The 15422-nt window shown below is 61.3% G+C and carries 16 protein-coding genes; 12 read left to right on the top strand and 4 right to left on the bottom strand.

The window, feature by feature from the left end; all coding sequences use genetic code 11:
* Nucleotides 1–117 precede the first annotated feature (117 nt).
* Nucleotides 118–1062 (top strand): tRNA (adenosine(37)-N6)-dimethylallyltransferase MiaA, encoded by a 945-nt coding sequence (miaA, locus tag HYN24_RS04180; protein ID WP_117608093.1) that lies wholly within the window; start codon nt 118–120, stop codon nt 1060–1062.
* On the opposite strand, the gene HYN24_RS04175 is transcribed toward miaA, so the two are convergent.
* The 4 genes from HYN24_RS04175 to purM all read right to left on the bottom strand — a co-directional run bounded on the left by HYN24_RS04175 (nt 1059) and on the right by purM (nt 6975).
* The gene (locus HYN24_RS04175; protein ID WP_117608092.1) at nt 1059–4106 is read right to left on the bottom strand and encodes an efflux RND transporter permease subunit; all 3048 of its coding nucleotides are present in this window, start codon (nt 4104–4106) and stop codon (nt 1059–1061) included. The genes miaA and HYN24_RS04175 overlap by 4 nt on opposite strands.
* Nucleotides 4103–5245: an efflux RND transporter periplasmic adaptor subunit gene (locus HYN24_RS04170; protein WP_117608091.1), complete on the bottom strand. Its 1143-nt coding sequence runs from the start codon at nt 5243–5245 to the stop codon at nt 4103–4105. The genes HYN24_RS04175 and HYN24_RS04170 overlap by 4 nt, the downstream gene beginning before the upstream one ends.
* 82 nt (nt 5246–5327) lie before the next feature.
* Nucleotides 5328–5942, bottom strand: a complete 615-nt coding sequence (locus HYN24_RS04165) for a septal ring lytic transglycosylase RlpA family protein (RefSeq protein ID WP_162888585.1) — start codon at nt 5940–5942, stop codon at nt 5328–5330.
* A complete protein-coding gene (gene purM / locus HYN24_RS04160; RefSeq protein ID WP_117610194.1) occupies nt 5935–6975 on the bottom strand; it encodes a phosphoribosylformylglycinamidine cyclo-ligase in 1041 nt (346 codons plus the stop codon). The genes HYN24_RS04165 and purM overlap by 8 nt, the downstream gene beginning before the upstream one ends.
* A gap of 247 nt (nt 6976–7222) precedes the next feature.
* Between purM and tyrS the strand changes: the two genes are divergently transcribed.
* The 11 genes from tyrS (at nt 7223) to HYN24_RS04105 (ending at nt 15409) form a co-directional block, all read left to right on the top strand.
* Nucleotides 7223–8497, top strand: coding sequence for a tyrosine--tRNA ligase (gene tyrS / locus HYN24_RS04155; RefSeq protein ID WP_117608089.1), 1275 nt, complete (start codon nt 7223–7225; stop codon nt 8495–8497).
* 127 nt (nt 8498–8624) lie between these two features.
* A complete protein-coding gene (locus HYN24_RS04150) occupies nt 8625–8936 on the top strand; it encodes a hypothetical protein (RefSeq protein WP_117608088.1) in 312 nt (103 codons plus the stop codon).
* A 137-nt stretch (nt 8937–9073) separates the two neighbouring features.
* The gene (gene hda, locus HYN24_RS04145; RefSeq protein WP_240327729.1) at nt 9074–9727 is read left to right on the top strand and encodes a DnaA regulatory inactivator Hda; all 654 of its coding nucleotides are present in this window, start codon (nt 9074–9076) and stop codon (nt 9725–9727) included.
* Nucleotides 9724–10392 carry an HAD family phosphatase gene (locus HYN24_RS04140; protein WP_117608086.1) on the top strand — a complete coding sequence of 223 codons (669 nt, stop codon included), beginning with the start codon at nt 9724–9726 and terminating at the stop codon, nt 10390–10392. The genes hda and HYN24_RS04140 overlap by 4 nt, the downstream gene beginning before the upstream one ends.
* 103 nt (nt 10393–10495) lie before the next feature.
* Nucleotides 10496–11839, top strand: coding sequence for a polynucleotide adenylyltransferase PcnB (gene pcnB / locus HYN24_RS04135; RefSeq protein ID WP_117608085.1), 1344 nt, complete (start codon nt 10496–10498; stop codon nt 11837–11839).
* Complete coding sequence (folK, locus tag HYN24_RS04130) at nt 11836–12312, top strand: 2-amino-4-hydroxy-6-hydroxymethyldihydropteridine diphosphokinase (protein ID WP_117608084.1); 477 nt, start codon at nt 11836–11838, stop codon at nt 12310–12312. Before pcnB ends, folK begins: the two co-directional genes overlap by 4 nt.
* The gene (locus tag HYN24_RS04125; protein WP_205421435.1) at nt 12309–12671 is read left to right on the top strand and encodes a DMT family protein; all 363 of its coding nucleotides are present in this window, start codon (nt 12309–12311) and stop codon (nt 12669–12671) included. The genes folK and HYN24_RS04125 overlap by 4 nt, the downstream gene beginning before the upstream one ends.
* A gap of 7 nt (nt 12672–12678) precedes the next feature.
* A complete protein-coding gene (gene panB / locus HYN24_RS04120) occupies nt 12679–13497 on the top strand; it encodes a 3-methyl-2-oxobutanoate hydroxymethyltransferase (protein ID WP_117608083.1) in 819 nt (272 codons plus the stop codon).
* A gap of 6 nt (nt 13498–13503) precedes the next feature.
* Nucleotides 13504–14328, top strand: a complete 825-nt coding sequence (gene panC / locus HYN24_RS04115; RefSeq protein WP_117608082.1) for a pantoate--beta-alanine ligase — start codon at nt 13504–13506, stop codon at nt 14326–14328.
* A 90-nt stretch (nt 14329–14418) separates the two neighbouring features.
* Nucleotides 14419–14802: an aspartate 1-decarboxylase gene (gene panD / locus HYN24_RS04110; protein WP_117610192.1), complete on the top strand. Its 384-nt coding sequence runs from the start codon at nt 14419–14421 to the stop codon at nt 14800–14802.
* 97 nt (nt 14803–14899) lie between these two features.
* Complete coding sequence (locus HYN24_RS04105; RefSeq protein ID WP_117608081.1) at nt 14900–15409, top strand: hypothetical protein; 510 nt, start codon at nt 14900–14902, stop codon at nt 15407–15409.
* The last annotated feature ends 13 nt before the right edge of the window (nt 15410–15422 follow it).

Here is a 15422-nt window from a genome sequence, read left to right as displayed (position 1 = left end):
GTTAGGTATCGGCCGATGGGCAGCCATGCCCGGCGTTGCCGATTCAACAGGAACATTATATTCGTCAAATTGACCAACGCGTCCGGGTCTTGCTGCTGCGTGATAGCATTCGCCGCCATGAATGCCCCTCGCCTGCCACCCGCCATCCTGATCATGGGCCCGACCGCCTCGGGCAAGACAGCGGTTGCCATGGCGCTGGCCGACCGCCTTCCGGTCGAGTTGATCAGCGTTGACTCAGCCCAGGTCTTTCGCGACATGGATGTCGGCACCGCCAAGCCGGACCGGGAAACCCTGGCCCGCTATCCGCACCGCCTGATCGACCTGATTTCGCCAGAAGAAAGCTATTCGGCCGCCCGCTTCCGCAGCGACGCGCTGGCCGCAATGGCCACCATCACGGCGGCCGGCAAAGTGCCTGTGCTGGTCGGCGGAACCATGCTTTATTTCCGGGCCTTGCTGCACGGCCTGGCCGATCTGCCGCAAGCCGATGCTGCCCTGCGTGCCGAGATCGATGCCGAAGCGGCCAGCCACGGCTGGCCGGCGATGCATGCCAAGCTAGCCCTGCTCGACCCGGCTACCGCCGCCCGCTTGCACACCACCGACAGCCAGCGCCTGCAACGGGCGCTGGAAATTTGCCGGTTGACCGGCCGACCGATGTCCGAGCTGCTGGCCGAGAGCGAAAAGCAGAAGCCACCCTACGATTTACTATCCGTTGGTCTGCTGCCGTCCGACCGCGCTGTCCTGCATGAGCGTATTGCGCGTCGTTTCGACGAAATGCTGCTGGCCGGGCTCGATGACGAGGTGCGCATGCTGCGCCAGAAATACACTCTCAGCCTCGATCTGCCCTCGATGCGTTGCGTTGGCTATCGCCAAACCTGGGAAGCGCAGGATGGCACCCTGCCCCGCAAGGAACTGCGCGACCGTGGCATCTTCGCCACGCGTCAACTGGCCAAGCGCCAGATCACCTGGCTGACCAACTCGTTTGAAGCCGAGAATTTCGACTGCCTCGACCCCCTGATGGGCGAAAAAATCGCCCGTCGGGTCGAGGCATTCATCGCCCCTTAGGCGGTCTCCGCAACCACCGCCTCCTTGCGGGCGGCAAGCAGCGAATAAACGGTGGGCACGACAAACAGGGTAAAGAAGGTACCGAGCAGCAGGCCGCCAACGATTACCCAGCCAATCTGCTGCCGTGACTCTGCCCCGGCCCCGCTCGCCAAAGCCAGCGGCACGGCACCGAGGACCATGGCCCCTGTGGTCATCAGGATGGGCCGCAGACGCAGGGTAGCCGACTCGATCACCGACTCTTTCAGGGCCACACCTTTTTCCTGCAACTGGTTGGCGAATTCGACAATCAGGATGCCGTGCTTGGTAATCAGGCCGACCAGGGTGACCAGGCCGATCTGGCTATAGACGTTCAGCGTACCGCCGCTCAACCACAGGGCGAGCAGGGCACCGGCCATCGACAGGGGCACGGTCAACATGATGATGAAAGGGTCGCGAAAACTCTCGAACTGGGCCGCCAGCACAAGATAGATGAAGGCCAGGGCGAGGCCGAAGGTGAAGGCCAGCGATGACGACGATTGGCGGAACTCACGCGACTGGCCGTTGTAATCGACGGCGTAGCCGGGCTTGAGAATCTGGTTGGCGACCCCGTCCATGTAGGTCAGCGCCTCACCCAGCGTGTAGCCCGGTGCGAGGTTGGCGGTAATGGTCACGGCACGGCGCTGGCCGAAGTGGTTGAGTTCGCGCGGGCTGATCGTTTCGCGGACCGAAACCAGATTCTCCAGCGAAATCATGCCGCCATCGCGGCCGCGCACGTAAATGTCGCGGATGTCGTTGGGGTTCCGCCGTTCGACATCGGCAACCTGGACGATCACATCGTATTGTTCGCCATCACGCTTGAAGCGGGTGACCTGGCGGCCGCCGAGGAAGGTTTCCAGAGTCCGGCCGATGGTCTCGATCGGCACGCCCATGTCGGCAGCCTTGTCACGATTGACGTCAACCGACAGCTCTGGCTTGTTGAGCTTGAGATCGGTGTCGATATTGGTCAGCGATGGATTCTTGGCCAGTTCGCCCAGGAACTGGTTGGTCACCTTCTGCAATTCCTGGTAGGGGGCAGCAGTGACGATGACAAAATTGACCGGCCGTTCACGCGGGCTCTGGCCAAGCGATGGCGGCGTCACCGGGAAGGCCATGACACCGGGGATACCGGCAAACTTGGGAAACAGTTCCTTGGCGATATCGGGCGAACGACGACTGCGCTCCTTCCAGTCGGTCAAACCAAGAATGGATACACCCTGGCTAACCGTCGGATTCCCGGCCACAACAAAGTAACGCTCGGCATCCTTGGTCTGGCTGTAGATCGATTCGATCTGGCGGGCGTATTTTTCGGTGTAATCGAGGGTTGCCCCCTCAGGTGCGATGAACATCCCGAAAATGATGCCGCGATCCTCGATGGGGGCCAGTTCCGACTTCAACGCCTTGAGCAGGATGCCGCAGGAGGCCGCGACAACAAGGAAACCGACGAGAACGATCCAGCGACGGTTGAGTGAGGCGGTCAGCACCTTCTTATAGCCATCGTTAAGCCAGTTGAGGAACCCTTCGACCAGCATGAAGGCCTTGCCATGTTTCTCTTCGTGCTTGAGCAGCACCGAGCACATCATCGGCGACAGGGTCAAGGCAACGAATCCGGAGACGAGTACAGCCCCGGCCAGGGTCAAGGCGAATTCGATGAACAGTTTGCCGATGCGGCCCGTCATGAAGGCGACCGGTGCGTACACGGCAGCCAGGGTTAGGGTCATGGCGACGACGGCAAAACCGATTTCCTTCGACCCCTGCAAGGCGGCCTGCATACGCGGCATGCCTTCCTCGATGTGGCGGTAGATATTTTCGAGAACGACAATGGCGTCATCGACGACGAGGCCAATAGCCAGCACCAGGGCAAGCAGGGTCAGGGTGTTGATGGTGAAGCCAAGCGCGAACATGATGCCGAAGGCACCGACCAGCGACACCGGGATGGTGACGAGCGGAATCAGCGTCGCCCGGAAATTGCGCAGGAAGAAGAAAATGATCGCCAGCACGAGCAGGATCGCCTCGCCGATGGTCTTGAACACCGATTCGATCGAACGGTCGATAAAGACCGAGGAATCGTAAGACAGGTCGGCACTCATGCCTTCCGGCAGTTCACTCTTGATCTTGGGCAAGTCTGCGCGCAAGGCCTTGGATAATTCAAGCGGATTGGCCGTCGCCTGCTTGATGACACCAAGCGCCACCGCCGATTTGCCCTTGAAACGTACCGAACTGCGTTCATCGGCGGCACCTATGGCAACCCGACCGAGATCACGGATGTGGACCGGATAGCCGTTGATGGTCTTGACCACGACAGCACCGAACTCCTCAGGCGTCTTCAAGTCGGTATTGGCGACGACCGAGAATTCCCGGTCACGGCTTTCGATACGACCGGCCGGCACTTCGATATTCTGTTTGCGCAGCGCATCCTCGACATCGGCCGGGGTCAGCTGATAAGCCGCCAGACGTTGTTTGTCGAGCCAGATGCGCATGGCGAACTTGCGATCGCCAAAGACCCGAACATCGGCCGCCCCGGGCAGGGTCTGCAGGCGCGGCTTGACGATGCGCGTGGCGAAATCGGTCACCTCCAGCGCTGAATGTTTGTCGGAGGAAAAGGCAATCCAGATCACCGGGTTGGCGTCGGCCTCAACCTTGGCGATGACCGGCTCGTCGACCGCATCCGGCAATTTGTTGCGGACTCGGGAAACCCGGTCACGAACATCCGAGGCGGCCGAATCCGGGGCGCGCTCCAGCTTGAAACGCACCGAAATCTGGCTGTTCTCGGCCCGCGAAATGGAAGTAATCACTTCCACACCTTCGATACCAGCCAGCGAATCCTCGAGCGGCTTGGTCACCTGCGACTCGATGATCTCGGCCGAAGCACCACGATACGTCGTGCCAACGGTAACCACCGGCTCGTCGATCTTCGGGTATTCGCGTACCGGCAAGCGGGTATAGGAGACGATGCCGAGCAGCATGATGACAAGCGACAGCACGGTCGCGAAGACCGGCCGCTTGATGCACAGGTCGGAAATCTTCATTTGCCGGCCGCCGTGCTGCTTGCCCCCGCCGGGGTTGCGTTGGTGGCCGGCGCTGCTGCGGTGGCCGGGGCCGCAGCCGGCGCACCCTCTCCAACCGGACGCACGGCGGCGCCTTCGCGCAGCTTCAACTGTCCAGCCGTAACCACAATGTCACCCTCGACCAACCCCTCAAGCACCTCGACCTGAGCGGCCCGACGGACCCCCAGCTTGACCTTGACCAGGTTTGCCTTACCCTCGGCCACCTTGAATACAGCTGGCTGCCCCCCCGTGACGATCGCCTGCTCGGGCACCATCAGCACCGCCTTACGCTCGCCAAACAGAACGCGAACCCGGACAAACATGCCGGGCCGCAATTTACCCTTGGCGTTATCGAGTCGGGCACGGGTGGAAATCGAACGGCCATTCTGGTCGACCATCGGATCAATGGCGTCGAGCACGGCCTTGAAACGTTCGCTGGGCAAGGCATCGGTCACCACCTCGACAGCCTGGCCCTTGCTGACGCGACCGAGATAATTTTCCGGCAGCTTGAAATCGACACGCAGGGTGGCGACATCCTCGATATTGATCAGATCCTGACCATCCTTCAGGTAATCGCCAACGCTCACATTGCGCAGACCGACCATGCCGGCAAACGGTGCCTTGATCCGCATCTTGGCAGCCTTCGCCTCGGCCAGCTGGACCGCCGCTTCCTGCACTTTCAAGGTGGCAGCGGAGCTGTCGAGCGCCTGCTGACTGAGGAACTTCTTGCCGACCAGTTCGACATTACGGTCATAACTGCTTTTGGCCTGCGCCAGTTCCGCCTCCTGGATCGCCGCATCAAGCACCACCAGAACGGTACCTTTGGCCACGATGGCGCCATCCTTGAAACCGATCACGGCCACACGGCCGGAAACTTCCGGCCGGAGAACGACCGACTCATTCGACTTCAGGGTACCAACGGCTGCCACGTCATCGACAAAATCGCTGGCCGTCACCCGAGCCACTTCCACCGACGTCGGGAAGCTGGCTGGCGCCCCGCTGGCAGCAGGGGCCGGTCCGGCAGCAGCCGGTGCCCGATTGGCCGTGTAGGCGTAGTAGCCTAGGCCGGCCATGCCGGCGATTGCGATGGCGATGATTCCGAAGCGGGTGTTTTTATTCATGGGTATCGGCAAATAGTCAGACTGACCACACAGTCAGTAAAGTCCCGAATTGTAACGAAGCGGCTGAAATTTCAGGAAAAAATCAGCCCCCGCTGGCTGGCCAGATCTCCCGAAGCACAGGCAGCTGACCACAGGACAGACATTCCGGCTCTGGTTCGAAAGCCGACTGGCAAGCCGCGGTATCGCGTTCCCGCTGACCGTCCTTTAAGGGGGCAACGCTAACGAAAACAACACCGGCACGAATCATCCCGAGGTATTCGGCGACGCTGCGCGACACATCGATGACGCGCTTGCGGTGCTTGGGATGCATCCGGTCGTTGACCTTGACGATGGCACAACGGTCATTGTCCATGCGCCTGACGGCGAGCATGGTACCCAGCGGGAATCGGTTGCTGGCGGCAGTGAACTGCCGGGCATCGAAACGCTCACCGGTAGACGTCTTGCGTCCCTGAAATTTTTTACCGTAGAAACTGGCATCGCCACGCAGACCGGGGACACCATCTTCAAGCAGGTCAGCCGGCCCGAACTCCGGCACTGGCGGCAGCTCGCGCGCGGCAGTCCGCGCCTGCTTTTTGCCATGTTTGGCATGCGCCGCCTTATGCGGCGGCTTCTTGCCGGCCGCCCAGACGGGCGACCAGACATTCAACAGGAACAGGCCGCAGACAATTGCCGCGACCCGCCACTGCCATTTAGACAACCAGCGTCTGCGCTTCGTCACCCGAACGCGCCCGGATCTTGCCGATGCGATAGACCGCTTCGCCCTGCGCCTTGAGTTCGGCCATGGCGGCATCGGCATCAGCGGCGGCAACGACGACAACCAAACCGATACCGCAGTTGAAGACACGGTGCATTTCGTTTTCCGCAACATTGCCTTCGGCCTGCATCCAGTCGAACAGCTTGGGACGCGGCCAGGCAGCCTTTTCCAGTTCGGCCACGGTATTTTCCGGCAACACGCGCGGCACGTTTTCAAGCAGGCCGCCGCCGGTGATATGGGCCATGCCCTTGATGTTCACCTTTTCCATGGTCGCCAGCACTTGCTTGACGTAGATGCGGGTCGGCGCCATGACGACATCGGCCAGGGTGCGCTCACCGTCAAACTTGGCGTTCATGTCAGGGTTGGAACGCTCGATGATCTTGCGGACCAGCGAGTAACCGTTGGAATGCGCGCCGGAAGAGGCCAGGCCAAGGACGACGTCACCCGGGGCAATCGACTTTCCGTCGATGGCTTTCGACTTCTCGACGACACCGACGGCAAAGCCGGCCAGATCGTATTCACCCGCCGGGTACATGCCCGGCATTTCAGCCGTCTCGCCACCGATCAGCGCACAGCCGGCCAGTTCGCAACCCTTGGCAATGCCGCCGACCACCGAAGCCGCGGTATCGACATCGAGCTTGCCGCAGGCAAAATAATCGAGGAAGAACAGCGATTCGGCACCGAGCACCAGAATGTCGTTGACGCTCATGGCGACCAGATCCTGGCCGACCGTGTCGTGACGGTTCAGATCAAAGGCCAGACGGAGCTTGGTGCCAACGCCATCGGTACCGGACACCAGCACCGGCTCCTTGTAACGCTTCGGCACTTCGAACAGCGCACCAAAACCGCCGATACCGCCGAGCACGCCTTCGCGCAGGGTCTTGCGGGCAAGCGGCTTGATACGTTCGACAAGGGCATCGCCCGCATCGATATCGACGCCGGCATCACGGTAGGAGAGGGAAGTGTTCTGGGTCATGGTCTTTAGCGCGCCAAGGAGCGGCGAATAGCCGCTGGAAAAAAACGGGATTTTACCCGAAACCGGCACGCTCCCCTAACCGGCCGGCCGGTCAGCGTATTCCCTAGGCCCACAGCCCCTTGACCCGGGACTCGGCAAAATCGCATGCAGGCTGCGGAGACAATCCCCCGCTCTGCTAAAATCGCGGGTTCGAATTCATGGTGTCGGCCAACGACTTAGCCGGCACCCGCCCCGTGGAGAAATTGCAATGTACCAGTCCCCCCTCATCCAGGATTTGCAGGATCGCGGCCTGATCGCCCAGATCACCGACGCCCAGGCGCTCGACAAGCTGCTGACCGAGGAGTCGGTGACCCTGTATTGCGGTTTCGACCCGACAGCAGACAGCCTGCACCTCGGCCACCTGGTGCCGGTGCTCATCCTCAAGCGCTTCCAGGAAGCCGGCCACAAGCCGATTGCGCTGGTCGGCGGCGCCACCGGCATGATCGGCGACCCGAGCTTCAAGGCGACCGAGCGCAAGCTCAATACGCCGGACGTGATCGCCACCTGGGTGGACAAGATTCGCGGCCAGGTTGCCCCTTTCCTGAACTTTGACGGCGCCAACGCGGCCATCATGGCCAACAATTACGACTGGTTCGGCGGCATGAACTGCCTGGAATTCCTGCGCGACATCGGCAAGCACTTTTCGGTCAATGCCATGATCAAGAAGGAATCCGTCCAGCAGCGCCTGACCCGTGAAGACCAGGGCATCTCCTACACCGAGTTTTCTTACAGCCTCCTTCAGGGCTATGACTTCGCAGAGCTTTACAAGCGTCACGGCTGCATCCTGCAGATTGGCGGTTCCGACCAGTGGGGCAACATTGTCGCCGGCACCGACCTGACGCGCCGCCTGCACCAGAAGCAGGTCTATGGCCTGACCCTGCCCCTGATCACCAAGGCGGATGGCACCAAGTTCGGCAAGACCGAGTCGGGTGCCATCTGGCTCGACCCTAAAAAGACCTCGCCCTACGCCTTCTACCAGTTCTGGCTCAACACCAGCGACGCCGATGTCTACAAGTTCCTGCGCTACTTCACCTTCCTCCCGGTCAGCCGTATCGCCGAGATCGAGGTAGCCGACCAAGCCAGCGGCGGCAAGCCGGAAGCCCAGCGCATCCTGGCCGAAGAGGCAACCCGCCTGGTGCACGGCGAAGTCGCCCTGATGGCCGCCCGACGCATCACCGAAGCCCTGTTCTCCGGTCAACTCGAGAACCTGACCGAAAACGACCTTGAACAACTGGCCCAGGACGGCATGCCCGGCGTCAGCCTGGAATCCGCCAACGGCAGCCTGATCGATGCCCTGGTCGCCGCCAGCCTGGCCAAGTCGAAATCGGAAGCCCGGACCTTCATCCAGAGTGGCAGCATCGCCATCAACGGCGCCAAGGCCGAGGCGCTCGATCATCAGATCGCCGATGGAGAGCGCCTCTATGGTCGCTTCACCATCCTGCGCCGGGGCAAGAAAAACTACGGGCTGATCAGCTGGCAGTAGGCCGCCTTTGTACGCGCTGTGTACATAAGTGTTACAGCGCGTTAAATCGCTCAACCTCAAGCATTTCCGGCCGTTAACTCACTTACGGAAGCAGAATTCCGCAGCGAGTCACCCAAGGAGATGCACCATGTCCTACTTAAGCCAAACCCAGATCAGTTCCCTTGCCACGACGGCTGCGACTGCGGCGGCCTACCTGGACACCTGCGACAGCGGCGCCCGCTTCGCCCGACTCGATCCCGCTTATTACCAGGCATGCGCCCGGCTCCTGACCACCATCTTTTCAGTCCTTGATGCAAAAGAAGCCTTTCCCGACCTGCTGAGCCAGTCCCCGGCCGCCCAAAACACCCTGGAATGCCTGCAGATGGAACGCCAGATCCGCAGCAGCTGCGCTGGCTATTACCCACAACTGGCCGTCATTCTCAAGCGCGCCGCCGTATAGGGCGCTGACGCGCTGGCCAGAAAAACTGGTCGGCGCCAGCCACCGACCGCGATACCGAGCGGCAGCGGAGCCTTAATGCCGCGTTGCCCCCGGGACAAATGCTAAAATCGCGGCCCCTGTTTCATTCCCGTCTCCCGATGCGCCAGCTGATTCTCGACCTGCTGCCCGAAAGCCCGCCTACGCTGGATAACTTCGTCACCGGCGGCAACGCGGAGACGCTGGCCCTGTTCACCGAATGGCTGGCCGGGACGCGCGCCGATACATCGTTCTGCCTTTGGGGCGAAGCCGGCTCCGGGTGCTCCCACCTGCTTCAGGCAAGCGGCTTTACCTATGTCGATGCCGGCCTCGATCCAGCGCTCAAAAGCGCCCCTCCAGCCGACCAACTGGCCATCGATCACGCTGAAAGACTCGACGACACCGGCCAGATCGCGCTGTTCAACCACTTCAACCGGCTGAAAATGGCGGGTGGCATGTTATTGACTGCAACCAGCCAGCCGCCGGCTCATCTGGCCCTGCGCGAAGACCTGCGCACTCGCCTCGGCTCCGGTCTGATCTGCCGCCTGCAACCGCTCTCCGATGACGAAAAGGCCGCCGCCCTCGCCGCCCACGCCAAAGAGCGCGCCCTCAAGCTGACGCCGGAACTGATCGACTACCTGATGCGCCACGCCCCACGCGACATGCGCACGCTGTCGTCGATCATCGTCGCTCTCGACCAATACACGCTGGAGCAGAAGCGCGCCGTCACCCTGCCGCTGCTGCGCGAACTGCTCAACCAGGAAGCCAACGCATGAATCTCGCCCTTTTTGACCTCGACAACACGCTACTCACCGGCGACTCCGACTTTGAATGGGCGCAATTCCTGATCAGCAAGGGCGTCGTCGACCGCGAAGTGCAGGAAGCGAAGAACATCCAGTTCTACGAGCAGTACAAGGCCGGCACCCTCGACATCCATGAATTTCTCGCCTTTCAGTTGGCCCCGCTGACCCGCCACCGGCGTGCCGAACTCGATGCCTGGCACCGCGAATACATGGCACATCACATTCTGCCGATCATCGGCCAAGCCGCACAGGCACTGGTCAAGCAGCACCTTGACACCGGCGATCTGTGCGCCATTGTCACCGCCACCAACAGCTTCGTCACCGGCCCAATCGCCCGCAACTTCGGCATTCCGCACCTGATCGGCACGGTCCCGGCGGTGGACGTCAAAACCGGCACCTTTTCTGGCGGCCCGCAGGGAACCCCGGCCTTCCGCGACGGCAAGATCGAGCGCGTCGAAGCCTGGCTCGAATCGCTCGGCCTGTGGTGGGGCAGCTTCGCCGACAGCTTTTTCTACAGCGACTCGCACAACGATCTGCCGCTGATGGGCAAGGTCAGGACACCCGTAGCAGTCGATCCGGACGATAAGCTGCGTGCCCACGCTAGTGAAATGGGCTGGAAAATCATTACTTTGCGGTAGAATCCACTCTTTACCGCACGAAGAAAACAGGGGACAGACCCCAATTTCCTGTAGTGCGGAAATTGGGGTCTGTCCCCTATTTTTCCTTTTCTATCGGTAATACGTGATCCGCAAATTCATTTCCCGCGTTTTCAGCGGCAAGAAGCCCCAGGCCAGCAAGCACGAACCGGCCGTCATTCCCGTCTCCAGCCACGGCATTACCCGCGACCGCATTAGCAGCGGCAGCCGGCGCGTCTGCGAAACCCTGCAGGGCCACGGCTTCAAGGCCTATGTCGTCGGCGGTGCCGTGCGCGACCTGCTGATCGGCGCCGAGCCCAAGGATTTCGATATCGCCACCGACGCCACGCCAGAAGAGGTTCGTCGTGCTTTCCGCCGCTCGCGCATCATCGGTCGCCGCTTCCAGATCGTGCATGTCATGATGGGCCAGGAAACGCTGGAGGTCACCACCTTCCGCGGCATGCTCGACGAGAAGACGAAGACCGACGAACACGGCCGCGTCCTCCACGACAATGTTTTTGGCAGCCATGCCGACGATGCGGCGCGCCGCGATTTCACGGCCAATGCCCTGTATTACGACCCGGCCACCGAAGCGGTCATCGACTATCACCACGGCGTCGGCGATCTCAAACAGAAAACCCTGCGCATGATCGGCGAACCGCGCACCCGCTATCGCGAAGATCCGGTGCGCATGCTGCGCGCCGTCCGCCTTGCCGCCAAGCTCGGCCTGATGATCGACCCGGAAGCGAAGAAACCGATCCGGGAAATGGCCGGCCTCCTCGAAAACGTGCCGGCCGCCCGCCTTTTCGACGAAATGCTCAAGCTGCTGACCTCCGGGCATTCCGTCAAGTGCATCACCCAGTTGCGCGACGAAGGCCTGCACCACGGCCTCCTGCCGCTGCTTGACGTCATCCTCGAGCAGCCGATGGGCGAGAAGTTCGTCATGCTCTCGCTCAAGAACACCGACGACCGCATCCGCCAGGAAAAAGGCGTCTCACCCGGCTTCCTCTTTGCCACCCTGCTCTGGCACGAAGTGCTGGCCCATTGGGAAAAACTCAAGGCCAAGGGCGAGGCAAAGATTCCGGCGCTCTATCAGGCGATGGATACGGTCATTGACGTACAGGGCGAAAAGCTCGCCATTACGCGCCGCATTGCCGGCGACATCAAGGACATCTGGGCCCTGCAGCCGCGCTTCGATGCACGCGCTGGCAAACGCCCCTACGCCCTGCTCGAACAGCCGCGCTTCCGCGCCGGTTACGATTTTCTCGTGCTCCGCGCCGAATCCGGCGAAATCGACATGGAACTGGCCGACTGGTGGACCCGCTTCCAGCGCGTCGATGGCGAGGAACGTGCCGAAATGCTGATGCCCGAGCAGGCAGGCGACAAAAAGCGCCGCCGCCGCAAGAAAAAGCCGGCCAATGCCGGCAACCAGGACAGCAGCCCGGAATGAACACCGCCTTTGTCGCGCTGGGTGCCAATCTGGGTGACCCGGCAGCCACCGTGCGCGCCGCCTTTGCGGCCCTGTCCAACCTGTCGGAAAGCCGCATCGTTCACAGCTCATCGCTGTACCGCACGGCTCCGGTCGGGATTACCGAACAGCCGGCCTTCATCAATGCCGTCGCCCAACTGGAAACGACGCTGGCGCCTGAAGCCTTGCTCGATGCCCTGTTTGACATCGAACTGCGCTTTGGCCGCATCCGCGCCGACAAGAACGGGCCGCGCACGCTCGATCTCGACCTGCTGCTCTACGACGACCAATTTCTCGAGCTGCCGCGCCTGACCCTGCCGCATCCCCGCCTGCATCTGCGCGCCTTCGTGCTCTGCCCGCTGGCTGAAATCGCCCCGCACCTGTCCATCCCGGGGCGCGGCACCGTCGCCGCCTGGCTGCCGGCCGTCGCCAATCAGGATTTTGTGAAGCTGTGACCGTCTTCGGCCTGCACATCTCCGTGATCTGGCAGACGGTGACGCTGCTCGCCCTGTCGAACGTTTTCATGACTTTCGCCTGGTATGCCCATCTCAAGAACCTCAGCGACAAGCCCTGGTGGATTGCCGCCCTTGTTTCATGGGGCATCGCCCTCTTCGAATATCTGCTGCAGGTTCCCGCCAACCGGATCGGCAATAGCGAGCTTGACCTCGGCCAGCTAAAGATCCTGCAGGAAGTCATCACGCTCGCCGTGTTTGTCCCTTTCGTTGTCTTTTACATGAACCAGCCGATGAAGCTTGACTACTTGTGGGCGGCTCTGTGTATCCTAGGCGCCGTCTATTTCGTCTTCAGGGCGTAAACCCACCATGTCAGCTCAAACCATTACCCGCCGCCTGACCCAGGCTGATCTCGCCAAGCTCTATGCCAGCAGCGAGAAGGTCGTCATGTTCACCTGCTACGACGCCAGCTTTGCCCGTCTGCTGGATGGCGCCGGCGTTGACTCGATCCTGATTGGCGACTCGCTGGGCAATGTCATCCAGGGCCACGACACGACCCTGCCGGTTACCGTTGCCGACATCGCTTATCACACCGCCTGCGTCAAGCGCGGCTGCGACCACCCCTTCATCATTGCCGACATGCCTTTCGGCAGCTATCAGGAATCGCCGGAACAAGCCTTCCGCAATGCCGTCACGCTGATGGCGGCGGGCGCCCAGATGGTCAAGCTCGAAGGCGGCAAGGAAATGGCCGCGACAGTGAGTTTCCTGGTCAGCCGTGGCATCCCGGTGTGCGGTCACGTCGGCCTGACGCCGCAGTCGGTGCACGCCCTCGGCGGTTACAAGGTGCAGGGCAAGGGCGACGCCGCCGCCCAGCGCCTCAAGGATGATGCCCTGGCCCTGCAGAATGCCGGGGCCACGATGATCGTCCTCGAAGCCATTCCCGCTGCCCTCGCTGCCGAAGTGACGGCTAGCCTGCACATCATCACCATCGGCATCGGCGCCGGCAAGGATTGCTCCGGCCAGGTCATGGTCCTGCACGATGCCTTCGACATCCCGCCAGGCAAGAAGGCCAAGTTCGTCAAGAATTTCATGGCCGGTGCCAGCAGCATTCACGATGCCGCCTGCCAGGCAGTTGCCGCCGTCAAGGATGGCAGCTATCCCGGCCCCGAACACACTTACTCCGCTTAAATCATCATGCAAATCCATTCTGCCATCGCCGATCTGCGCACGGCGCTGAAGAACCGTGGTCGCGTCGTTTTTGTGCCGACCATGGGTAACCTCCACGCCGGCCACATCAGCCTCATGGAACAGGCCCGCGCCCATGGGGATACGGTCGTTGCGTCAATTTTTGTCAATCGCCTGCAATTCGGCCCGAACGAGGACTTCGACAAATATCCGCGGACTTTCCAGGCCGACTGCGACAAGCTTGCCACGGCCGGCGTTGACGTGCTGTTCGCCCCGACCGAGGCCGATCTTTACCCGGAACCTCAGGAATACACAGTCGAGCCGCCAGCCATCCAGAACATTCTTGATGGCGAGTTCCGTCCCGGCCACTTCCGCGGGGTCGCCACGGTTGTCCTCAAGCTCTTCAACATCGTCCAGCCGCAAGCCGCCGTATTTGGCAAGAAGGACTATCAGCAGCTCATGGTCATCCGCAACATGACGCGCCAGCTGGCCTTGCCGATCACTATCGTCGGCGGCGAAACGGTGCGCGCCGAGGATGGCCTCGCCCTCTCCTCGCGCAACGGCTACCTGAGCACGGCAGACCGTGCCGAGGCGCCGCGCCTCTATCGCCTGCTTCAGGAAATCCGCACCCGCATCCAGGCTGGCGAAACGAAACATACCGATCTGGAAAAAATGGCCACCGCCGAGTTAAACCGTGCCGGCTGGCAGACCGATTATGTTGCGGTGCGACAACAGTCAGACCTGTCCCCTCCCTCCGGCGCAAATGCCCCGCTGGTGGTGCTTGCGGCCAGTCGCCTTGGTTCAACGCGGCTCATTGATAACATTGAGATTTGACGCAAGCGGGTCATCCATAATTACGGCGGTTGACAGCCGATAGATTGCGGCTACAATTCGCTTCCCCCAACCTTCTGGATGAGTGAAACCATGCAGAGAACAATGCTGAAATCCAAGTTGCACCGCGTCACGGCAACCCATGCCGACCTGCACTACGAGGGTTCCTGCGCCATCGATGAAGACCTGCTTGAAGCGGCAAACATCAAGGAATACGAACAGATCGACATCTGGAACGTTAACAATGGCGAGCGTTTCACCACTTACGCCATCCGCGCCGAACGCGGATCGGGCGTCATTTCCGTAAATGGCTCGGCTGCTCGCCGTGCGGCGCCGGGTGACATCCTGATCATCGCCACCTTCGCCGTCTATAACGAGGTCGAACTGGCCCGTCACGAACCCGATCTGATCTACGTCGATTCGCAGAACAGCATCGTCCGTCGCGGCCACAAGATTCCGGTCCAGGCTGCCGCCTGATAAGCCTTTTATCGGCCCCCATGAAAACCCGCCGCTCGGCGGGTTTTTCTTTGTGTAGAATGCCTGACAAATATTTGCACAATAATGGAGACAAACCATGGGCGCTGTTTTCGCCAAGACCCCCAAGGGCCACGACGAAATCACCACGAAGTCAGGCGGTCTGTCACCCCGCGTGCGGCGGGTGCTGATTTTCGTCGACGGGAAAAGAACCGTCGATGAATTGCGCGGCATGCTGCAATCGGACGATTTGCAACACACGCTGGGCATGCTGGAAGAAGAAGGCTATATCGAGCTGACCAGCATCATCAATGCGGCTGGCAAACCGGTTGCTGCCACGGTGCCGCTGGCGCCGGTTGCCGCCTTCGGCGAATTGCCAGCCGAGCACGACCCGATCCGCCTGCAAAAGGCACGCAACTTCATGACCAATACGCTCAATGCCTTTTGCGGTGCCCTTGGCAACAGTTCACTGCTCGACCGGCTCGAACAGGCGAAAAGTCACGCTGACCTGCGCGCCATGTACGACGAGTGGTATCACGCCATTGTCATGTCGCGTGAAGGCAAGCGCGAGGCTGAAGGCCTGCGCGAGAAACTGCTGGCGGTCATCTGAGGCAAACGGGGCC

The sequence above is a fragment of the Dechloromonas sp. HYN0024 genome, from assembly GCF_003441615.1.
Taxonomy (GTDB): domain Bacteria; phylum Pseudomonadota; class Gammaproteobacteria; order Burkholderiales; family Rhodocyclaceae; genus Azonexus.
Note: the sequence above shows the minus strand (reverse complement) of the source record. Positions and strands in the feature narration are given on the sequence as shown.